Annotated in this window: 20 protein-coding genes; 7 read left to right on the top strand and 13 right to left on the bottom strand. The window is 73.5% G+C overall.

The window, feature by feature from the left end; translation table 11 throughout:
- Window positions 1-97: 97 nt before the first annotated feature.
- The 3 genes from AB0E07_RS29230 to AB0E07_RS29220 all read left to right on the top strand — a co-directional run bounded on the left by AB0E07_RS29230 (window position 98) and on the right by AB0E07_RS29220 (window position 2,305).
- The gene (locus AB0E07_RS29230; RefSeq protein WP_362258625.1) at window positions 98-1,033 is read left to right on the top strand and encodes an ABC transporter ATP-binding protein; all 936 of its coding nucleotides are present in this window, start codon (window positions 98-100) and stop codon (window positions 1,031-1,033) included.
- Between the two features lies 1 nt (window position 1,034).
- Window positions 1,035-1,757 (top strand): ABC transporter permease, encoded by a 723-nt coding sequence (locus tag AB0E07_RS29225; RefSeq protein WP_362258622.1) that lies wholly within the window; start codon window positions 1,035-1,037, stop codon window positions 1,755-1,757.
- A 137-nt stretch (window positions 1,758-1,894) separates the two neighbouring features.
- Window positions 1,895-2,305, top strand: coding sequence for a hypothetical protein (locus tag AB0E07_RS29220; protein WP_362258619.1), 411 nt, complete (start codon window positions 1,895-1,897; stop codon window positions 2,303-2,305).
- Here AB0E07_RS29220 and mug read toward each other — a convergent pair.
- From mug to AB0E07_RS29180, 8 genes are all read right to left on the bottom strand, one after another.
- Window positions 2,283-2,834 carry a G/U mismatch-specific DNA glycosylase gene (gene mug, locus AB0E07_RS29215; RefSeq protein WP_362258643.1) on the bottom strand — a complete coding sequence of 184 codons (552 nt, stop codon included), beginning with the start codon at window positions 2,832-2,834 and terminating at the stop codon, window positions 2,283-2,285. The genes AB0E07_RS29220 and mug overlap by 23 nt on opposite strands.
- Window positions 2,831-4,273 carry an adenylosuccinate lyase gene (gene purB / locus AB0E07_RS29210; RefSeq protein WP_362258616.1) on the bottom strand — a complete coding sequence of 481 codons (1,443 nt, stop codon included), beginning with the start codon at window positions 4,271-4,273 and terminating at the stop codon, window positions 2,831-2,833. The genes mug and purB overlap by 4 nt, the downstream gene beginning before the upstream one ends.
- A 72-nt stretch (window positions 4,274-4,345) precedes the next feature.
- Window positions 4,346-5,128 carry an SGNH/GDSL hydrolase family protein gene (locus AB0E07_RS29205; RefSeq protein ID WP_362258614.1) on the bottom strand — a complete coding sequence of 261 codons (783 nt, stop codon included), beginning with the start codon at window positions 5,126-5,128 and terminating at the stop codon, window positions 4,346-4,348.
- 142 nt (window positions 5,129-5,270) lie between these two features.
- Window positions 5,271-6,284: a hemolysin family protein gene (locus AB0E07_RS29200; protein WP_362258611.1), complete on the bottom strand. Its 1,014-nt coding sequence runs from the start codon at window positions 6,282-6,284 to the stop codon at window positions 5,271-5,273.
- Window positions 6,281-7,654, bottom strand: a complete 1,374-nt coding sequence (locus tag AB0E07_RS29195) for a hemolysin family protein (protein WP_362258608.1) — start codon at window positions 7,652-7,654, stop codon at window positions 6,281-6,283. Before AB0E07_RS29195 ends, AB0E07_RS29200 begins: the two co-directional genes overlap by 4 nt.
- Before the next feature lie 149 nt (window positions 7,655-7,803).
- Complete coding sequence (locus tag AB0E07_RS29190; protein WP_362258605.1) at window positions 7,804-8,229, bottom strand: GNAT family N-acetyltransferase; 426 nt, start codon at window positions 8,227-8,229, stop codon at window positions 7,804-7,806.
- Window positions 8,230-8,390: 161 nt separating this feature from the next.
- Window positions 8,391-10,958: an ABC transporter permease gene (locus AB0E07_RS29185; protein WP_362258603.1), complete on the bottom strand. Its 2,568-nt coding sequence runs from the start codon at window positions 10,956-10,958 to the stop codon at window positions 8,391-8,393.
- A 4-nt stretch (window positions 10,959-10,962) separates the two neighbouring features.
- Complete coding sequence (locus AB0E07_RS29180; protein ID WP_362258600.1) at window positions 10,963-11,781, bottom strand: ABC transporter ATP-binding protein; 819 nt, start codon at window positions 11,779-11,781, stop codon at window positions 10,963-10,965.
- A 144-nt stretch (window positions 11,782-11,925) separates the two neighbouring features.
- On the opposite strand from AB0E07_RS29180, the gene AB0E07_RS29175 reads away from it, so the two are divergent.
- Window positions 11,926-12,153 carry an antitoxin gene (locus AB0E07_RS29175; protein WP_362258597.1) on the top strand — a complete coding sequence of 76 codons (228 nt, stop codon included), beginning with the start codon at window positions 11,926-11,928 and terminating at the stop codon, window positions 12,151-12,153.
- A gap of 4 nt (window positions 12,154-12,157) precedes the next feature.
- On the top strand, window positions 12,158-12,532 hold the full coding sequence (locus tag AB0E07_RS29170; protein WP_362258594.1) for a fic family toxin-antitoxin system, toxin component: 375 nt from the start codon (window positions 12,158-12,160) through the stop codon (window positions 12,530-12,532).
- Window positions 12,533-12,558: 26 nt separating this feature from the next.
- On the opposite strand, the gene AB0E07_RS29165 is transcribed toward AB0E07_RS29170, so the two are convergent.
- The gene (locus AB0E07_RS29165) at window positions 12,559-13,245 is read right to left on the bottom strand and encodes a class I SAM-dependent methyltransferase (RefSeq protein ID WP_362258591.1); all 687 of its coding nucleotides are present in this window, start codon (window positions 13,243-13,245) and stop codon (window positions 12,559-12,561) included.
- An 84-nt stretch (window positions 13,246-13,329) separates the two neighbouring features.
- Window positions 13,330-14,016: an alpha/beta fold hydrolase gene (locus AB0E07_RS29160; protein WP_362258588.1), complete on the bottom strand. Its 687-nt coding sequence runs from the start codon at window positions 14,014-14,016 to the stop codon at window positions 13,330-13,332.
- A gap of 110 nt (window positions 14,017-14,126) precedes the next feature.
- Between AB0E07_RS29160 and AB0E07_RS29155 the strand changes: the two genes are divergently transcribed.
- Complete coding sequence (locus AB0E07_RS29155) at window positions 14,127-16,355, top strand: LuxR C-terminal-related transcriptional regulator (protein WP_362258585.1); 2,229 nt, start codon at window positions 14,127-14,129, stop codon at window positions 16,353-16,355.
- A gap of 23 nt (window positions 16,356-16,378) precedes the next feature.
- Here the strand turns inward: AB0E07_RS29155 and bioD are convergent, their stop codons facing one another.
- From bioD to bioB, 3 genes are read right to left on the bottom strand one after another with little or no spacing between them, the layout of a single operon-like run.
- Complete coding sequence (bioD, locus tag AB0E07_RS29150; RefSeq protein ID WP_362258583.1) at window positions 16,379-17,095, bottom strand: dethiobiotin synthase; 717 nt, start codon at window positions 17,093-17,095, stop codon at window positions 16,379-16,381.
- A 1-nt stretch (window position 17,096) separates the two neighbouring features.
- The gene (locus AB0E07_RS29145; protein WP_362258581.1) at window positions 17,097-18,377 is read right to left on the bottom strand and encodes an adenosylmethionine--8-amino-7-oxononanoate transaminase; all 1,281 of its coding nucleotides are present in this window, start codon (window positions 18,375-18,377) and stop codon (window positions 17,097-17,099) included.
- Window positions 18,370-19,605 carry a biotin synthase BioB gene (gene bioB / locus AB0E07_RS29140; protein ID WP_362258578.1) on the bottom strand — a complete coding sequence of 412 codons (1,236 nt, stop codon included), beginning with the start codon at window positions 19,603-19,605 and terminating at the stop codon, window positions 18,370-18,372. The genes AB0E07_RS29145 and bioB overlap by 8 nt, the downstream gene beginning before the upstream one ends.
- A 147-nt stretch (window positions 19,606-19,752) precedes the next feature.
- Here bioB and AB0E07_RS29135 point away from each other — a divergent pair, with 147 nt between their 5' ends.
- Window positions 19,753-20,880: an 8-amino-7-oxononanoate synthase gene (locus AB0E07_RS29135; RefSeq protein ID WP_362258575.1), complete on the top strand. Its 1,128-nt coding sequence runs from the start codon at window positions 19,753-19,755 to the stop codon at window positions 20,878-20,880.
- Window positions 20,881-20,949: the final 69 nt, after the last annotated feature.

Below are 20,949 nucleotides of genomic sequence, written 5' to 3'. Positions count from 1 at the left end.
GCCAGCCGCCACTGACAACGGGCCTCCCTCGCACGGGGGAGACGGACTCCCCGCACGGGGGAGGCACCGGCACCCCGTGGACGGCGACGCTTCGGCCATGACCAGTATCGAAGTCCGAGCCCTCACCAAGGAGTACGGCACCCGCAGAGCCGTGGACCGGCTCACGTTCAGCGTCCCGCCCGGCCGGGTCACCGGCTTCCTCGGCCCGAACGGCGCCGGGAAGTCCACCACGATGCGGCTCGTCCTGGGCCTGGACCGGCCGACCTCCGGCACCGCGACCGTCGGCGGCCGCCCCTACGCCCGCCTCGACGAACCCCTGCGCCGCGTGGGCGCCCTGCTCGACGCACGCGCCGCGCACGGCTCACGCACCGGACGCGACCACCTCCGGGTCCTTGCCGCCACCCATCGCATCCTGCGCTCCCGGGTGGAGCGGATGCTGGAGGAGACCGGACTCGCGGCCGTCGCCGACCGCCGGGTCGGGACGTACTCGCTGGGCATGCGCCAGCGGCTCGGTATCGCCGCCGCCCTCCTCGGGGACCCCGAGGCCGTCCTGCTCGACGAGCCCGCCAACGGCCTGGATCCCGAGGGCATCGTCTGGATCCGCGGACTGCTGCGCGGTCTCGCCGCGGAGGGGCGCACGGTCCTGGTCTCCAGCCATCTCATGCACGAGACCGCCGCCTTCGCCGACCATCTCGTCTTCCTCGGCCGGGGGCGGCTGCTGGCCGACACCCCGACCCGCGACTTCATCGCCGCGCGCGTACGACCGCGGGTCCGGGTCCGTACGACCGACCCCTCGGCGCTGCGCGAACTGCTCGCCCGGCACGGCCACACCGCCGAGGAACACCCCGAAGGGCACTGGACGGTGCCCCACGCGCGCGTGGACGACATCGGGCGCCTGGCGTCCGCCGAGGGGATACCGATCCTCGAACTCGCCGCCGAGGAGGCCACCTTGGAACAGGCCTACCTCGATCTGACCTCCGCGGAGACCGAGTTCGCCGCGCCCTGGTCCACCCCGCACGCACAGGAGGCCTGACATGGGGTTCGCTCCCGCCCTGCACGCCGAGTGGCTGAAGATCCTGACACTGCGCTCCCTCCACGGGGCGCTCCTGGCCCTCGCCGCCGTGACCACGGCCTTCTCCGCGCTGGCGGGCGCGGAGACCCCGGAGCCGGGGCTCGACCCGCTGGCCACGGCACTGTCGGGCGTCCTGCCGGGCCAGATCGCGGCCATCTCCTTCGGCGCCCTGGCCGTCTCGGCCGAGTACCAGGGCGGCGCGCTCGGACTGTCGCTGTCCGCGGTCCCGCGCCGCGGGCACTGGTTCGCGGCCAAGGCGACCGCCGTCGCCGGGCCGACCCTGGCCGCGGGGCTGGTCACCGCCTGTGCCGCCGTCGCCGTCGGACGCGCCGGGCTCGGCGGGGCTGCGGACGGACTCGACACGGACGACCAGGCGCGCGGCGTCGTCGGCGCCGCCCTCTACCTCACGTTGATGGCCCTGCTCGCGGCCGGGCTCACGGCCGTGCTGCGCAGCGGGGTGGCGACGCTCTCCCTGCTGATCCCCTTCGTGCTGACCGTCTCGTTCGTCCTCGGGGACGCGGCCGGGGACGCCACCGAGTTCCTGCCGGACCGGGCGGGCCAGGTGGCGCTGCACCAGACGTACGACGGCACGCTCGGACCGTGGTCGGGGCTCGGGGTGACCGCGCTGTGGACGGCCGCGGCCCTGATCGCGGGCGCCTGGAGCGTCCACCGCAGGGACGTCTGACCGCCGGGGGCGTCCACCGCAGGGACGTCTGACCGCCGGGGGCGTCCACCGCAGGGTCCTATGACGGCCGGGGGCGTCCGACCGCGGGACGGCTGACGCCCCGCCACATGTCAGTGGCGACCGCTTTACTGGATCACATGGACATCGCGAGCGACCTCGCCCTGATCGACCGGCTGTGCGCCCGGGACCTTCCCGGGCGCCACGGAGGGCCGGGCGCGGACACGGACGGATCCGACGGCCACCGGGCCGTGTTAGGGATCCGGGCCTGGCCGAGCCCGGACGACTGCTACGCCTACGAGGCGGCCCTGGCCGAGCGGTTGACCGAGCGATGGGGCGAGCCGTCCCGGTGGGGCACCGTCACCCTCGTCGAACGCGCCGACCGGGGCGAGCACATACCCGAGCCGTGGGCCGGGCTCGGCGCCGTGGCGAGCGAACTGCGCACCTGGCAGCGCCCGGAGGGCCGCTGGGTGACGCTGACCGTGGTCGACGCCGACGGGGAGACACCACCTCAGGTGATCGTCGTGGTCACGACGGAGGATCCGCCCTGACCCGCAGCCGGGCGAACTCCTCCGCCATGCTCTGCGCCGTCCAGTGCGCGTTGAGCCCGCTGGGGTTGGGCAGCACCCACACCCGGGTGTCCCCGAACGTCCGCTCCTGCGGCCCCACTTGGGCCTTTCGGTCGTCGAAGGCGACCCGGTAGGCCGTCACCCCCACCACCGCCAGCCAGTCGGGCCGCAGCCTGTCCACCTTGGCGGCCAGCAGCCGGCCTCCCTCGCGGTACTCCTCGGCGGTCAGCTCGTCCGCCCGGGCCGTCGGCCGCGCCACGACGTTGGTGATGCCCAGCCCGTACGAGAGCAGTTCCTCCTGCTCCGCCGGTCTCAGCTGCCTCGGGGTGAACCCGGACAGGTGCAGCACCGGCCAGAACCGGTTGCCGGGGCGGGCGAAGTGGTGACCCGTCGCCGCCGTCATCAGCCCGGGATTGATACCGCAGAACAGGACGCGGAGACCGTCCGCGACCACGTCCGGCACGGGACGGTCACGGGCGGCCTCCAGCTCCGCGGCGGTGAAGCGCGTCAGAGGATCGCTCCCGGCGTGTAGCCGGCGGCCTCCGGACGCTGCTTCACGATCTCCTCGACCCGGCCCACGACCGCGGCGACCTGGGCGGCGGCGGCACCGGTGAAGGACAGCTTGTCGGCCATCAGGGCGTCGAGCTGCGCCCGGTCCAGCGGGATGCGCTCGTCGGCGGCGAGCTTGTCCAGCAGCTCGTTGCGCTCGGCGCCCTGCTCGCGCATGGCCAGCGCGGAGGCGACGGCGTTCTCCTTGATCGCCTCGTGCGCGACCTCGCGGCCGACACCCGCCCGCACGGCGCCCATGAGCACCTTGGTGGTGGCGAGGAACGGCAGGTAGCGGTCGAGTTCACGGGCGACGACGGCGGGGAACGCGCCGAACTCGTCGAGGACCGTCAGGAAGGTCTCCAGCAGGCCGTCCAGGGCGAAGAAGGCGTCCGGCAGGGCGACCCGGCGGACCACCGAACAGGAGACGTCGCCCTCGTTCCACTGGTCGCCGGCCAGCTCGCCGGTCATCGAGGCGTACCCGCGCAGGATGACCATCAGGCCGTTGACGCGCTCGCAGGAGCGGGTGTTCATCTTGTGCGGCATCGCCGAGGAGCCGACCTGGCCGGGCTTGAAGCCCTCGGTGACCAGCTCGTGCCCGGCCATCAGCCGGATCGTCTTGGCCAGCGAGGACGGCGCCCCGGCCAGCTGCACCAGCGCGGTCACGACCTCGTAGTCGAGGGAGCGCGGGTAGACCTGGCCCACCGAGGTGAAGGCCTGCGAGAAGCCGAGGTGCCCGGCGATCCGGTCCTCCAGCTCCGCCAGCTTGGCCGCGTCGCCGCCGAGCAGGTCGAGCATGTCCTGAGCGGTGCCGACCGGGCCCTTGATGCCGCGCAGCGGGTATCGGCCGAGAAGCTCCTCGACCCGGCCGTACGCGACGAGCAGCTCGTCCGCGGCCGTCGCGAACCGCTTGCCGAGGGTGGTGGCCTGCGCGGCCACGTTGTGCGAGCGGCCGGCCATGACCAGCTCGCCGTACTCGCCCGCGAGCCGGCCCAGACGGGCCAGGACCGCCACCGTACGGTCGCGCACCAGCTCCAGCGAGAGCCGGATCTGGAGCTGCTCGACGTTCTCGGTGAGGTCGCGGGAGGTCATGCCCTTGTGCACGTGCTCGTGCCCGGCGAGGTCGTTGAACTCCTCGATCCGCGCCTTCACGTCATGGCGCGTGACCTTCTCGCGCTCCGCGATGGAGGCGAGGTCGACCTGGTCCAGGACCCGCTCGTAGTCGGTGAGGGCCTGGTCGGGCACCTCGATCCCGAGGTCCTTCTGGGCCCGCAGCACGGCGAGCCAGAGCTGACGCTCCAGCCTCACCTTCTGCTCGGGGGACCAGAGCGTGGCGAGCTCGGTGGAGGCGTAGCGTCCGGCGAGGACGTTCGGGATGCGGGGCTTGGCGGGCGCTGAAGTCACGTGTACGGATTCTACTGGCGGTTCGTGCAGGCCGGCGCCACCGGGTGGTTCGGAGGAACGTACAAGCCCAGGTCAGGCGGCCGGGCCCTCGAAGGGCAGCAGCTCGGGACGCTTGGCCGGAAGCCCGTCGCCCGAGGAGCGTCCGGTCAGGCGGCGTCCGATCCAGGGCAGCAGGTGCTGCCGGGCGAACCGGACGTCGATGGCGCGCCGCTCGACCCAGCCGGGCGGCAGGGAGGCCGGCGGCGGAGTGCGCCACTCGGCGTCCTCCGGCTCGTAGCCGAGGGTCTGCCACACCGCCTCGGCGACCCTGCGGTGCCCCTCGGCGGACAGGTGCAGCCGGTCCACGTCCCACAGCCGGGGGTCGCCCAGCGAGGGGGCGCCGTACAGGTCGACGACGAGGGCGCCGTGCCGGGCGGCCAGCTCGTCGACGCAGGCGAACAGCTCCTCCATGCGCGGCCGGAACCGGTCCAGGACCGGGCCCTGGCGGCCGGGGCTGCGCATCAGCACCAGCTGCTCGCAGGCGGGCGCGAGGCGCTCGACGGCCTCCTCCAGCAGTCCCCGTACCCGGCCCATGTCGCACTTGGGGCGCAGCGTGTCGTTGAGACCGCCGACCAGCGTGATCACGTCCGGGCGCATGGCGGCGGCCACCTCGACCTGCTCGTCGACGATCTGGCCGATGAGCTTGCCGCGCACCGCGAGGTTGGCGTACCGGAAGCCAGGTGTCCGGGCGGCCATCCGTGTCGCGAGGAGATCGGCCCAGCCCCGGTAGGAACCGTCCGGGAGGAGATCCGACATGCCTTCGGTGAAGGAGTCGCCGACGGCGACCAGGCTGGTGTGTTCGGGGTGTGTTCGCATGGCGAGTGAATGGTATCCCGAGGCGCATACCCGTCGGTCGGTCGGCCCGGAGGAGTGCGGCCGGTCGGCCCGGAGGAGTGCGGCCGGTCGGCCCGGAGGACGCGAGGTCCACCGGGCCGAGGGGGCTCGGGCCCGCCGGGGCTCAGGCCCGCCGGTCGAAGAGCTCCCGCAGCACGTCCTCCATGGTCACCAGGCCCGACAGTCGCCCGTCGTCCCCGAGTACCGCCGCCAGGTGGGTCCGGCTGCCGCGCATCGCGGTGAGCACGTCGTCCATCGGGGTGCTCTCCCGGACCCGCGCGATGGGCCGCATGTCCTGCACCCGGAACGGCACGTCCTGCGCGGGGGCGTCCAGGGCGTCCTTCACATGGAGGTAGCCGACGATCCGGCGGCCCTCGTCGACCACCGGGAACCGGGAGAACCCGGACTCCGCCGCCAGGCGCTCCAGCTCCTGCGGGGTGACGCCCACGCGCGCGTAGAGCACCCGTTCCAGCGGCAGCACCACGTCCCGCACGGGCCGGCGGCCCAGCTCCAGCGCGTCGTGGAGCCGCTCCCGGGCCCGCTCGTCGATCAGGCCCGCGTCGCCGGAGTCGCGCACCAGACGGGCCAGCTCGGCGTCCGAGAAGGTCGCGGTGACCTCGTCCTTAGTCTCCACGCGCAGCAGCCGCAGCAGCGTGTTGGCGAAGGCGTTGATGGTGAAGATCACCGGACGCAGGGCCCGGGAGAGGGTGACCAGGGGAGGCCCGAGCAGCAGCGCGCTGCGTACCGGCTCCGCCAGCGCGATGTTCTTCGGCACCATCTCGCCGAGCAGCATGTGCAGATACGTCGCCACGGTCAGCGCGATCACGAACGACACCAGGTGCCCCGCGCCCTCCGGCACGCCGAGCGCGTGGAACACCGGCTCCAGCAGGTGCTCGATGGCCGGTTCCGCGACCACGCCGAGGACCAGGGTGCACAGCGTGATGCCGAGCTGGGCGGCGGCCATCAGGGCCGACACGTGCTCCAGACCCCAGAGCACGCTCTTCGCGCGCCGGTCGCCCTGTTCGGCGTAGGGCTCGATCTGGCTGCGGCGCACCGAGATCAGCGCGAACTCGGCACCGACGAAGAAGGCGTTGACGACAAGGGTCGCCAGCCCGATCAGCAGCTGGATCGCGGTCACAGCCTCTCCTCCTTGCCGTGCCCGGCGTCCTTGGCGTCCGCGCCGTGGGTGTCGTCGGTCTCGTCGTCGAGGGGTGCGTGCATCAGCACCCGAGCGGCCCGGTGTCCGGAGGCGTCCGTGACGTCCAGGAGCCAGCCGGCGACCCGCACGTGGTCGCCGACCTCCGGGATCCGCCCGAGGTCCGTGGCCACGAGACCGGCCAGCGTCTCGTACGGCCCCTCCGGCGCCCGCAGGCCCACTCGCGCGAGGTGGTCCACCCGGGCCGATCCGTCGGCGGAGTACAGCGCCCGGCCGGTCTCGTCGCTGCCGGCGGGGGCGATGTCGGGCGTCTCGTGCGGGTCGTGCTCGTCGCGGACCTCGCCGACGACTTCCTCGACGATGTCCTCCAGGGTGGCCACGCCCGCCGTGCCGCCGTACTCGTCGATCACGACGGCCATGGTGCGCTTGCCCGAGAGCCGGTCCAGCAGCCGGTCGACGGTGAGGGTCTCCGGGACCAGCAGCGGCTCGCGCATCAGGTCCGAGACCGGGACCCGGGGCCGCCGCTCGGCGGGGATCGCGAGGACGTCCTTGATGTGCGCGGTGCCCACCACGGTGTCCAGGCTGCGCTGGTAGACCGGGAACCGGGACAGGCCGGTGGCCCGGGTGGCGTTGGCCACGTCCTCGCAGGTCGCCGAGGCCTCCAGGGCGATCACCTGGACACGCGGCGTCATCACGTTCTCCGCGGTCAGGTCCGCCAGGTTCAGGGTCCGTACGAACAGCTCGGCGGTGTCCGCCTCCAGCGCGCCCTCCTTGGCGGAGTGCCGGGCGAGGGCCGCCAGCTCCTGGGGTCCGCGCGCGGAGGCCAGCTCCTCGGCGGGCTCCACGCCGAAGCGGCGGACGATCCGGTTGGCGGTGTTGTTCAGGTGGGTGATGAACGGGCGGAACGCGGCGCTGAACCAGCGCTGCGCGTTGCCCACGTTCTTGGCCACGGCCAGCGGCGAGGAGATCGCCCAGTTCTTGGGGACCAGTTCGCCGACGACCATCAGGACCACGGTGGACAGGGCCGTACCGATCACCAGGGCGACGGACCGGGCCGAGGAGCCGGAGATGCCGATCGATTCGAGCGGCCCGGCGAGCAGCGCGGCGATGGACGGCTCGGCGAGCATGCCGACCACCAGGTTGGTGACGGTGATGCCGAGCTGGGCGCCCGAGAGCTGGAAGGTCAGGTTCCGTACGGCCTTCAGGGCCCCGGAGGCGCCCCGCTCGCCGCGGGCGGCGGCCTGTTCCAGCTCGCCGCGCTCGACGGTGGTGAGCGAGAACTCGGCGGCGACGAACGCGCCGCAGGCGAGCGAGAGCAGGATCGCCACCAGCAGCAGGAGCACTTCGGTCATCATCGGGTCACCTCCGTCCCATGATCGGACGGGATGCGGAGGGACGCGCGATGTCGGGTACTGGGAGGCTCGCCCATGGGCGGACGCTCACACACCTTTCGTTGAAGGACCGGGAGTGGACCACCCATGGTAAAGGACGGGCAAAGTGGTCAGTCGGTGAGGGGCTTCACCCAGCGCAGCCAGTCGTCCTGCGGGGTGTAGCCGGCCGCGCGCCACGCGTGGTGCGCCCGCTCGTTGCGCTGGAGCACCATGGCGTCCGCGCGCCGACCGCCGAGGCGTACGAAGCGCTCGTCGGCGGCGGCCAGCAGGGCCGTGGCGACACCCCGGCGGCGCCGGTCGGGGCGCACCGCGAGCCGGTACAGATGGCAGCGCCAGCCGTCGAAGCCCGCGATCACCGTGCCGACCAGCTCGCCGTCCAGTTCGGCGAGGATCAGCGCCTCGGGGTCGCGGGTGACCAACCGCTCCACGCCCGCGCGGTCGTCGCTGATGCTCGTGCCCTCCGCCGAGGTCTTCCAGAAGGCCAGCACGGGGTCGAGGTCCTGGGGCCCGGCGGCCCGGATGCGCAGATCGGTCATGGCGTGATCACATCACGGGCACCCGGCCGTGAACCCCGAATTCCGTCATGCGGACGGTCCACGGAACGGACACTCAACCCACGGCACTCATCCCGCGGCACTCACCCCACGGCACGCCCACGGCGCACCGCGGGCGTGCAGACGGGGACGGCGTCGGCGTGTCAGTCGTGCGCGATGGCCGCCAGCACGTTCATCCGGGAGGCCCGCAGCGCGGGCAGCAGGGCCGCCACGATGCCCACCACCGCCGACCCGACCACCACGGCGACGATCGTGCCCCACGGGATCGCCAGCGCCGTCATGCCCTGGAGGGCCAGCACCTGCTGGGTGCACACCCCCCACACCAGTCCGAGCCCGAGCCCGAGCACCGCGCCGAACACGGCGATCACCACCGACTCCAGCCGGATCATCCGCCGCAACTGGACCCGGGACAGACCGATGGCCCGCAGCAGCCCGATCTCCCGGGTCCGCTCCACCACCGACAGGGCCAGGGTGTTCACCACCCCGAGCACCGCGATGACGATCGCGAGCCCGAGCAGCGCGTACACCAGGTACAGCAGCACCGCGATCTGGTCGCGCACCAGCTCCTTGTAGTCGGCCAGGTCCCGGACCTGCACCTGGGGATACGGCTCCAGCGTCCGCTCCAGGTTCGCCCGCAGGTCGTCGGCGCTCGTGCCGGCGGCGGCGTTGACGTACACCGCCGACTCCTGGCCGCCCGGCGCGTACCGCTCCAGGGTGTCCAGGCCGAAGTACATGCCGCCCTGGGTGCCGAACCCGTCGGCGGACTCCTGGTCGGTGAGCGCCCCGACCTTCAGCTCGGCGGTCCGCCCGCCCTGGAACTCCACCGGGACCGTGCTGCCCACCCGCACCCCGTGCTCCCGCGCGAAGTCCAGGTCCATGGCCATGCTGCCCGGGGCCAGCGCGGCGGCCGTGTCGCCCTGCGCGTACGTGATGTTGGCGACGTCGTCCAGCCGCGTGCCGTACCCGGCCGCGGTCGTCTCGACGCGGTCGCCGTCCGGCAGCCGGGCCGCGATCGGGGTGAGCTGCGAGCGCACCACCAGGCCGACGCCCTCGGTGGCGCGGACCTTCTCGGTGACCTCCCGCGGGAACGGCACGAAGTTGGTGTTCTGCACGACGAAGTCCGCGCCCAGCGTCTTGTCGATCTGCTCGTCGAAGGACTTGGTCATCGAGGCGCTCGCCACCGACATCCCGCCGACCAGCGCGAGCCCCACCATCAGCGCGGCCGCCGTGGCCCCCGTCCGGCGCGGGTTGCGCAGGGCGTTGCGCTGGCTCATCCGCCCGACCGGGCCGAACAGGGCCGGGAACGCCCCGCCCAGCACCCGGATCACCGGCCGGACCAGGAGCGGCCCCGCGATCACGGTCGCCACGAGGGTCAGGATCACCCCGAGCCCCAGCAGCGAGGCCGACGAGGAGGTGTCCGACGAGGTCACGCATCCCACCAGGGCCGCCGCACCCAGCGCGCCGACCACCGCGCCGACCGCGGCGCGCATCCTCAGCGGCCGCCCCACACCGGCGATCTCGGCGTCCGCGAGCGCCGCCATCGGGGAGACCGTGGCCGCCCGCCGGGCCGGCAGATAGGCCGCCACGAAGGTGACGCCGAGGCCGACGACGTACGCCGACACCGGGGTCGCCCAGCCGATGACCATGTCGGCGGAGCGGATGTTCATGCCGAGCAGGCCCATCAGCTCGATCAGCGCGACGGCCAGCCCGATCCCGGTGGCCAGGCCCAGAGAGGCCCCGACCAGACCCAGCAGCAGCGCCTCCAGGAGCACCGAGCGCCGCACCTGGCGCCGGTCGGCGCCCAGCGCGCGCAGCAGCCCCAGTTCACGAGTGCGCTGCGCGATCAGCATCGAGAAGGTGTTGACGATCAGGAACACGCCGACCAGCACGGCCACCCCGGCGAAGCCGAGCATCACGTACTTGATGATGTCGAGGAACCCGCCGAGCTGTTCCACGTCCGACTCGGCCTGCTCGTCGGCCGTGCGGAAGTCGTAGGCGTCGGCGCCCAGCGCGGCCTCGACCCGCTGCTTGAGCCGCGCGTCGCTGACGCCGTCGGCGGCGTCCACGGTGATGGCGGTGGCGGCGTCCGGGTCTCCGAGCAGCCTGGTCCGCGCGGCGGAGGGTTCGAAGTAGACCAGCGCGGCGCCCGGGTTGGTGGTGGTGAACGTCGCGATGCCGACGACCTCGACCTCGAAGGATCCGGGCGCCGCGATCACGGTGAGCCTGTCGCCGATCCCCACGTCCCTGCCGTCGGCGGTGTCCGCGTCGAGCATCACCTGGTCGGGGCCCTCGGGGGCGTGTCCCGAGGTCAGTTCCACCGGGCTGCGGTCGGTCGGCTGCCAGCCGGTGCCGATGGTGGGCGCGCCGGTGGTCGGCCCGACGGACTCGTTGTCCGCGTCGACGACGGTGATGCCCTCCACGTCCACGTCGGCCCGCGCCGCCTCGGCGCCGGGCACCCGGGCCGCCCGCTCGGCCAGCGAGGCGGGCAGGGTGGCGGTGAACCCGGAGGGCAGGGCCTCGTCCAGGTTCTCCTTGGGGCTGACCGTGACATCGGCCGCGGTCGAGGCGAAGAGGCGGTCGAAGGTGCGGCTGACGGTGTCCGAGAAGATCAGGCTGCCCGCGACGAACGCCACCGAGAGGAGCACCGCGAGGGCGGACAGCAGCAGCCGCCCCTTGTGGGCGAGGAAACTGCGCAGGGTCGCCTTGAGCACCGGTTCAGTCCTCCTCGGGAGCGTCGGCGGCGCCGCCCCGGATCACGTCGAACCGCTTCATCCGCTCCAGCACCGCGTCGGCCGTGGGCCGGGGCATCTCGTCGACGATCCGTCCGTCCCCGAGGAAGAGGACCAGGTCGGAGTGGGCGGCCGCGCCCGGGTCGTGGGTGACCATGACCACCGTCTGGCCCAGCTGGTCCACGGCGTCGCGGAGGAAGCCGAGGACTTCGAGGCCCGCCCGGGAGTCGAGGTTGCCGGTCGGTTCGTCGGCGAAGATCAGCTCGGGCCGGGAGGCCAGCGCGCGGGCGCAGGCGACGCGCTGCTGCTGGCCGCCGGAGAGCTGCGTCGGCCGGTGCTTGAGACGGTCCCGCAGGCCCAGCGTGTCGATGACCTGCTCCAGCCACTTCTCGTCGGGCTTCTTGCCCGCGATGTCCATGGGCAGGGTGATGTTCTCGGCCGCGTTGAGTGTCGGGATCAGGTTGAACGACTGGAACATGAACCCGATGCGGTCCCGGCGCAGCCGGGTCAGCTCACGGTCCTTCAGCCCGGTGATCTCGGTGTCGCCGAGCCACACCTGACCGGCCGAGACGCTGTCCAGCCCGGCCAGGCAGTGCATCAGCGTGGACTTCCCCGAACCCGAGGGGCCCATGACCGCGGTGAAGCGGCCGCGCGCGATGTCCACGTCCACCGAGTCCAGGGCGAGGACCGCCGTCTCGCCCGAGCCGTACGCCTTGGTCAGACCGCGGGCGCGGGCCGCCACTGCGTCGGCGGGTTCGCGCACCGGTGCGGGAGTGGACAAGGCGGCCTCCTCGGTCCTTGACATCGCGACGTCGACATCGCGACGTCCTGGTCAGGGCGAGCGTAGTGTGATCCGGCGCACAGCCGACATCCCCCTGTGGTCCTGGTCGCCCTCCACCTCAGGAAGGAGACCTTGCCGCCGCTAGCGTTCCGGCGCTAGCTTCGTGGTATGGCGAAGACCCAGCTGAACGTACGCGTGGACGAGGGCACCGCCCGCGCGGCCCGCGAACGCGCCCTGGAGCGCGGCATGAGCGTCAACCGCTACATCGAGGAACTGGTCCGGCAGGACACCGGCGAGGTCGGCCACACCTTCGTGGAGGCCGCGGCCGACTTCATGAAGCGGTACGAGTCCGTGTTCGCCGAGGAGTTCGGCGCGGAGCGCGAAGGCAGCCGCTGAACCGTTGAGCAGGCTCCGGATCGACCTCGCCTGGCTGCTCATGCTCGCCGAACGGCACACCCCGGGTGACCCCCAGGTCACCGACTGGGGCGCGCTGATCGCCGCGCTGGCACGCCACGACGCCGAGATATTCGACGTCCCCGTCTACGACACCCCGCACGCCCGCGCCGCCGCCCTGCTGCAACTCCTCATCCACGTACCGGCCTTGGAGCGCTCCAACGCCCTGTTCGCCGCCGCCGTGGCCTACGCCTACCTGGCGGCGAGCGGACTGAAGGTCGTCACCTCGCCCGAACAGGTCCGCGACCTGGCCCGGCTGGCCAAGAGCGGCGAGGCGTCGGTCGAGGACCTCGCGCGGGAACTGCGGCGCTGGTGCGCGTGACCGGGCCCGCGGTGCCGCGGCGGTGATCAGTCGGCGGCCGGCGGCCGCCAGGCCGTGCCCAGCACGCAGTACGAGGTCGGCAGCCGCACCCCCTCGGCGGGGATCATGACCTGCCGGTACGGGCCCAGTTGGAACCCCGCGCCGCGCAGGGCCGCCACCGGTTCCCGGGCCGTGTGACAGCCGCCGCTGACCAGCGGCCACACCGTACGGTCCAGGGCCCGCTGGCCGAACGTCATCACGCGCCCGCCGCCCCGGCCGTGCTCCAGGAACCGCACGACCCCGCCCGGCCGCAGCACCCGCCGGATCTCCGCCAGGGCGCGCGGCACGTCACGGACACTGCACAGCACCAGCGAGACCACCGCCGCGTCGAACGCCTCGCTCTTGACCGGCAGCGCCTCCGCCGCCCCGGGCACCACGTCGACCGGGACCTCCGAGCGCAGGGCCGCCTCCACGGCCAGTTGCCGGAGCAGCCGCTCCGGCTCGATCGCCACGACCTCGGAGACGGTGCCCGGATAGTGGGCGAAGTTCAGCCCGTTGCCCGCGCCGATCTCGATCACCCGTCCGGACAGCCCGGCGAGCAGCCGCTCGCGCAGGCCGCCGATCCCCAGCTTCGTCTCGGCGTTCACACTGAGGCGGGCGTAGCAACGGGCGAACAGCGGATGGTGCACGGCATCCCGCGGCACCCTGGCGGTACCGGCGGACCGAAGCGGCATGGGGACCTCCCGGGAAACTCGGGCGATACTCCGATTGTCCCCCCGATCCGGGCCGCGCACCCCCGCTGTACGCCCGCAGCACGGTCAGGCGATGAAGGCGCGCACCTGTTCGTAGACGCCCTGGTCGTTGTTCATGTCGGTGTGCGAGACGCAGCCGACCTCGACGTTGGTCGCCCCGCTCAGGATCGCGGTGGTGTCCGGGGTGAGCGCCTCGTCGCAGTTGGACCAGTAGCTCGCGTAGGAGACGCTGCCCGGGGTCTCGTCACCGGAGTTGAGCGCGGTGAGGAAGGAACTGCCGGTGTACATCTCGGCGCACGAGGTGTACAGCCACGAGCACCAGGAGGCGGTGGTCGTGCCGTGGTTGGTGCCGGCGGTCGAGACGAAGTCGTCGACGTAGGCCGTGCCGCCGAGGTTCTTGAGGTAGTAGCGGGAGCCGAGGGCGCCCATCGAGTGGACGACCAGGTCCACCTTCGAGGCGCCCGTCCGGGAGAGCACGGTGCTGATGTGGCTCGCCAGTTGACGCGCGGTGGTCACGTTCGACTGAGACCAGTCGTAGGACCAGGCGGAGAGTTCGGCCGAGGTGTAGCCGTCCGCCTCGAACTCGGCGATCCAGTCGTCCCAACTGCTGGACGAACTGCTCAGACCGTGCACGAACACCACCGGGTTGTGGGTCGCGGCCTGCGCCGGTGTGGGGGAGAGGGAGAGAGCCAGAAGGAGTGATGCGGCCGCGGCCGACAGGGCCGTGGCGATGCGACGCGCGATGCGCTGCATGAGTGCCTCCTGAGGCATGTGGGGTTGCCCGGAGTGTCGCGGGGGGTCTACGCGCGCCGCATCGGCGGAATCGCCGGTCTTTACTGCTCAATTAACTCGCCAGTAACGTCATGGGTGTGGTGACCCCGGTGAACCCCCCACCTCCGAACCCCCCGCCTCCGAACCCCCCACCTCCGAACCCCACGCCTCCCGTGAGCACTTCGGCACCGCGGACCACGGACGCGGGGCAGCGCCCGGCGCTGCCTCTGCCCGAGCCCGTGCGCATCCGGGTGCTGCGGGCCGTCCACGGCGATCCGCGCGCCTTCGCCGAGGCCGTAAGCCGGCTGACGCCGCGACAGACCTCCGGCCTGGACCCCCTCCCCACCCAACCCGCCGACCTGGCACCGGGGTTGCTCTACGCGCATCGATCGGAGATCCGCGCCCTTCCCGACGACACCCGGCTGCTGTTGCTGCTGGCCGCGGCCGACCAGCACCCCGTACCCACCCACGCCTTCCTGCGCGCCGTCACGGCCGCCCGCCTCGACACCCGCCCGCTGGAGGCGGCCGAGGCGGCCGGGATCGCGCACGCCGGAGCGGACGGGGTCGTGTTCCGCGACGCCTGGACCCGGACCGCCGCCTACGAGACCGGCGGTCCCGCCGACCGGCGCGACGCGCACCGCCTGCTCGCCCGGGTCCTCAACGGCGACGGGGAGACACCCCGGCGCTCCTGGCACCGGGGCGCCGGAGCGCTCGGGCCGAGCGGACGGCTGGCGGCGGAGCTGGCCGTCGCGGCACGGACGGCCCACGGGACGGGACGGCCGGCCCTGGCCGGAGCACTCGCCGAACGCGCCGCCACCCTGTGCCCCGACCCGGCCGAGCAGGCCGGTCTCCTCGCCCGTGCGGCCGGCCACGCCTGGGAGGCGGGCGACAGCGACCGCGCCCGCCACCTCGCCGCCCGCACCTCCGACCGCGCCCTCGCCGGAATCCTGGCCCTCAGGGCGGGCAACGCGGCGGACGCCTTCGACGCGCTGCTCGGCGCGGCCGGCCGGGAACGCGGCGCCCGCGCCACCCACCTGCTCGCCCGCGCCACCGAGGCCGCCGTCTACACCGGCGACCTGCGCCGGCTGCGGGAGGCGGCCGCGGTCGCCGAGCGGCTCGGTGTCCCCGCCCCCGGCACCCTGGGCGGACTGCTGGCGGCCCTCGAAGGGCGGTACGCCGACGCCCGGGACCTCCTCGAAGCGGCGGCCGGACGGTGCGGACCCGGCGGCGACCCCACCCTGCTCCTGCACGCGGGCATCGCCGCCCTGCTCCTCGGCGACCACACGCGCGCCGCCGGTGCCGTCGTCCGGGCCGCCGACTCCGCCCGCGCCCGGGGCACCACGGCCGCCGTCGCTCAGGCCATGGAGTTCCGGGCCTACGCCGACTTCTGGACCGGCCGACCCCGCGCCGGAGAGGCGGCGGCCGTCGACGCCCTGGGGCAGGCCCACGCCACCGGCCAGGACAACGGGGCCTGCCATCTCCAGGCCGCGCTCGCCATGTTCGCCGCCCTCACCGGCGACGCCGACCTCTGCCGCGAACGCGCCGCCGCCGCACGCTCGTACGCGCTCGCCCACGGCCTCGGTCTGCCCGCGGCCCTCGCCCAGTGGGCGCTCGCCGTGCTGGACCTCGGCCACGGGAGGTTCGCCGCCGCGGCGGCCCGGCTGCGCGCCCAGGCCGGGTTCGGCCCCGGCCACGGACACCGCGCCGTACGCCATCTCGCGACCCCGCACTACGTCGAGGCGGCCGTCCGCGCGGGCGACACCCGGGTCGCGAGCGTGGCCCACGCCGACTACCACCGCTGGGCCCAGGCCGTGGGCAGCGCCGACGACCTGGCGCTCAGCGCCCGCTGCCGCGCGCTGCTCAGCCCCGGAGCCGAGGCCGTCGACCACTACCGTGCCGCACTCGACCTGCACGGGCGGGGCACCCGTGACTTCGAACGGGCCCGCACGGAGCTGCTGTTCGGCGGCGCGCTGCGCCGACTGCGCCGCCGCACCGAGGCCCGGGACCGGCTGCACAGCGCCCTGGAGGCGTTCACCTCCTTCGGCGCCCCGCACTGCGCGGACCAGGCCCGCGCCGAACTGCGCGCCCTCGGCGCCCCCGCCGTCCCCGCGCGGCCCGGTCCCGCGGACCCCACCGCCCGGCTCACCGCCCAGCAGTTGCAGGTGGCGAGGATGGCCGCGGAAGGCGCCACCAACCGTGAGATCGCCGCCCGCCTGGCCCTGAGCCCCCGCACCATCGACCACCACCTGCGCGGCGTCTTCACCCGCCTGAACATCCGCTCCCGCATCGAGCTGGTCCACCTGCTCGGGGAACGTCCTTGAACCGGCTCCACAGCAGGGGCTGTTCAGTCCGCCGCGCGCTCCCGGAACGCCGTGCCGTCCCACGTGCCGCCGAGTTCCTCGGCCAGCCAACCCGGGGCCCGCGACCGGAAGTCGGCCGGTGCGAGGGCGCCCGCTCCGGCCGGGAGGGCGCCGAGCAGGGGCGCGCCGGTGACCTCCGGCAGATCCGTCACATTGCACCGCGAGGCCAGGTCGGGCATGTCCGGCCAGCTGCCGATCACCACGCCCCGCAGCTCCAGCCGTCGGGCCCGCAGTTCACGGGCCGTCAGCTCGGTGGAGTTCAGCGTGCCCAGGCCCGCCGGCGCCACGACCAGCACCGGGGCGGCGAGGAGTCCGGCCGCGTCCGCGAGGGTGCCGCTGTCGTCGTCGAAGCGGACCAGCAGCCCGCCCGCGCCCTCCACCAGCACCAGATCGTGCTCGGTCGCCAGCTTCGCCGCCGCCTCCGCGATCGCCGCCGGGCGGACCGGTGGCAGGCCGGACCGGCGCGCGGCGGTACCGGGCGCCAACGGCTCCGGGTAGCGGGCCAGTTCGGCCGCGGTCACCCCTCCCGCCAGCCGCGCGCACTCCTCGGCGTCGCCGCGCTCGTCCGGCCCGACCCCGGTCTGCGCCGCCTTCAGCACCGCCACCGTGCGGCCGGCCGCCAGCGCCGTGGCCGCGACGGCCGCCGTCGTGATCGTCTTGCCGATCTCCGTGCCGGTGCCCGTGATCACCAGAACCGTCATGTCAGCCCTCCCGCGCCGCCGCGCACACCGCGCGCGTGATCCGTGCCAGGTCCGCGTCGCCCGTGACGTACGGCGGCATCACGTAGACCAGATCGCGGAACGGACGCACCCACACGCCCTCGCGCACCGCGGCTGCGGTGGCCGCCGCCATGTCCACCGGACGGTCCAGCTGAACCACCCCGATGGCCCCCAGCACCCGCACGTCCGTCACACCCGGCAGGTCCAGCGCCGGGGCGAGCCCCTCGCGCAGCCCCGCCTCGATCCGCTTGACCTCCGCGAGCCAGTCCTGGCCCAGCAGCAGCTCGATCGAGGCACAGGCCACCGCGGCGGCCAGCGGGTTGCCCATGAACGTCGGGCCGTGCGCGAGCACCGGCACCTCGCCCCGCGAGATCCCGTCGGCCACCCGAGAGGTGCACAGGGTCGCCGCCATCGTCAGATAGCCGCCGGTCAGCGCCTTGCCCAGACACATCACGTCCGGCGTCACCGCGGCGTGGTCCGCCGCGAACAGCGCGCCCGTGCGCCCGAACCCGGTCGCGATCTCGTCGAACACCAGCAGCACGTCGTGCGCGTCGCACGCCTCGCGCAGCACCCGCAGATACGCGGGGGAGTGGAACCGCATCCCGCCCGCGCCCTGCACCACCGGCTCCACGATCACCGCGGCCAGTTCGTCGGCGTGCCGCCCGATCAGCTCCCGCAGGTGCTCGGCGTACTCCTCCTCGTACTCCACCGGCGGCGCGTCGGCGAAGACCTGGCGCTGGAGGACGCCGGTCCACAGCTCGTGCATCCCGCCCTCGGGGTCGCACACCGACATCGGCTGCCAGGTGTCCCCGTGGTAGCCGCCCCGCCAGGTCAGCAGCCGCCGCTTGCCGGGGCGCCCCAGCGAGCGCCAGTACTGGAGGCACATCTTCACCGCGACCTCGACCGACACCGACCCCGAGTCGGCCAGGAACACATGCTCCAGGCCCTCCGGCGACATGTCGACAAGGTGCTTCACGAGCCGCACGGCGGGCTCGTGGGTGAGCCCGCCGAACATCACATGGCTCATCCGGCCGAGCTGCTCGCGCACCGCCTCGTTGAGCACCGGGTGGTTGTAGCCGTGGATCGCCGACCACCAGGACGACATCCCGTCGACCAGCTCTCCCGAGCCGTCCGCGAGCCGCAGCCGGACCCCGCTCGCCGACTCCACGACCAGCGGCTCCTGCCGGCCCGGCATCGGTCCGTACGGATGCCACACGTGCCTGCGGTCGAGGTCCAGCAGTTCGGACACGCCCAGCTCAGGCATTGGGCGCGAGATCCGTTCCGGCACCCCGGCGGCGCACGGCGACCAGGTCGCTGCGGACCTCGCCGGGCTCGGACTGCTCCGACCTCTCGGCGGCCGCCGGAACGGAGCCGCAGACGCCGGCACCCTCGTGGGTTCCGCAGCCTCCGCCGCCGTGGGTTCCGCAGCCCCCGGCGCCCTCGTGCGCACCGCACCCGGCCTCCGCGTGGGACCCGCAGCCCCCGGCCGCCCGGTGGTCCGGCAGCGTCACCTGGTCGGCGCCCTCCACCTCGAACCCGGCGTCGGCGATCATGTCCAGGTCGGCCTTGCCCGCCTGGCCCTCACTGGTCAGGTAGTCACCGAGGAAGATCGAGTTGGCCAGGTTCAGGGCCAGCGGCTGCATCGTGCGCAGGTGGACCTCACGGCCGCCCGCGATGCGCACCTCGACGTCCGGGCAGACGAACCGCACCATCGCCAGGATCCGCAGACAGCGCTGCGGCGTCAGGTGCCACTCCTTGGCCAGCGGGGTGCCCTCGAACGGGATCAGGAAGTTGACCGGCACCGAGTCCGGGTCCAGCTCGCGCAGCGAGTAGACGACGTCCACCAGGTCCTCGTCGCTCTCGCCCATGCCGGCGATCAGCCCCGAACAGGCGGACAGTCCGGCCGAGTGGGCCTTCTGCACGGTGTCCACCCGGTCGGCGTAGGTGTGCGTGGTGGTGATGTCCCCGTAGGTGGCCTCGGAGGTGTTGAGGTTGTGGTTGTAGGCGTCCGCGCCCGCGTCCCGCAGCCGCTCCGCCTGGCCGTCGGAGAGCAGCCCGAGACAGGCGCACACCTCGACGCCCTCGTTCTGGTCCTTGATCGCCTTGATGGTGTCCGAGACGCGGTCCACGTCGCGGTCGGTGGGACCGCGTCCGCTGGCCACCAGGCAGACCCGTTTGGCGCCGCCCGCCAGGCCCGCGGCCGCCGCCTTCGACGCCTCGTCGGGCTTGAGCCAGGTGTACTTCAGGATCCCGGCGGTCGAGCCGAGCCGCTGCGAGCAGTAGGAGCAGTCCTCCGGGCACAAGCCGGACTTGAGGTTGACGAGGTAGTTCAGTTTCACCCGACGGCCGAACCAGTGCCGGCGCACCTTGCCGGCCGCGGCCACCACATCGAGCAGGTCGTCGTCGGACGTCGCGAGGACGGCCAGGGCTTCCTCGCGGGTCGGCAGCTCGCGCCGCAGTCCCTTGTCCACCAGCGTGTTCAGCAGGTCCATGAGAGCTGATCCTGTCCTACGGAGTGGTTCCTGGCCAAGGAGAGTTCGTACAACTCCGGCGCTTCGAGGTGTGGGTATTGCCACACCCTGGGTGCCCGGTCGTCCCGCTAGTGTCTGTCCGCTGCCTACAAAATCCCCGGAGGACCCATGGCGTTCGGCTGGATCGACGAGCAGGCGGAGTCGCGCCGCCGCGCCGGGCTCGTACGGACGCTGCGCCCCCGGCCCGCCGACTCGCCCCGGCTGGACCTCGCGAGCAACGACTACCTCGGCCTGGCCCACCATCCGGAGGTCGTCGAGGGCGCGGCGCGGGCGGCGCGGACCTGGGGCGGCGGCGCGACCGGCTCCCGCCTCGTCACCGGTACGACGGAACTCCACGCGGAGCTGGAGCGGGAGCTGGCCGGCTTCTGCGGCTTCGAGGCGGCGCTGGTCTTCTCCTCCGGCTACGCGGCCAACCTCGCCGCGGTCACCGCGCTCGGACCGCACGGTTCGCTGATCGTGTCGGACGCCGGAAACCACGCCTCGCTCATCGACGGCTGCCGACTCGCCCGGGGCACCACCCAGGTGGTCGCGCACGCCGAACCCGAGGCGGTGCGCAAGGCGCTCCAGACGCACGACGGCCCGGCGATCGCGGTCTCCGACACCGTCTTCTCGGTCGACGGCGACGCCGCTCCGCTGGCCGGGCTGGCCGCGGCCTGCCGGGAGCACGGCGCGGGAGTCGTGGTGGACGACGCGCACGGCCTGGGCGTGCTCGGCGAGGGCGGCCGGGGCGCGGCGCACGCGGCGGGTCTGGCGGGGGCCGACGACGTGGTCGTCACGGTGACGCTCTCCAAGTCGCTGGGCAGCCAGGGCGGAGCGGTCCTCGGTCCGGCCCGGGTGATCGACCATCTGGTCAACGCGGCACGGACGTTCATCTTCGACACCGGCCTGGCACCGGCCGCGACCGGCGCCGCCCTGGCGGCCCTGCGGCTGCTCGGCCGGGAGCCGGAGCGGGCGGCGCGGGCGCGCGCGGTCGCCGGTGAACTGCACGCCCGCCTGACGGCCGAGGGCCATCAGGCGGTGCGTCCGGACGCCGCGGTCGTCTCGGTGCGCGCCCCGTCCCCGGAGGAGGCGGTGCGCTGGGCGGCCGACTGCCGGGCGGCGGGCCTCGTCGTGGGCTGCTTCCGTCCTCCTTCCGTGCCCGACGGCATCTCACGGCTGAGGCTGACCGCCCGGGCCGATCTCACGGACGAGCAGATCGAACGCGCTGTACGGATCATCGGCGGGACACGACCATGAGTCGGCGTCACACGGCCCTGCCGCCGCGGCTACGGAACTGATCGGAACTGATCGGTGTTTGCTCGGAAC

This window comes from Streptomyces sp. NPDC048002 (assembly GCF_040653275.1).
GTDB lineage: Bacteria > Actinomycetota > Actinomycetes > Streptomycetales > Streptomycetaceae > Streptomyces.
Note: the sequence above shows the minus strand (reverse complement) of the source record. Positions and strands in the feature narration are given on the sequence as shown.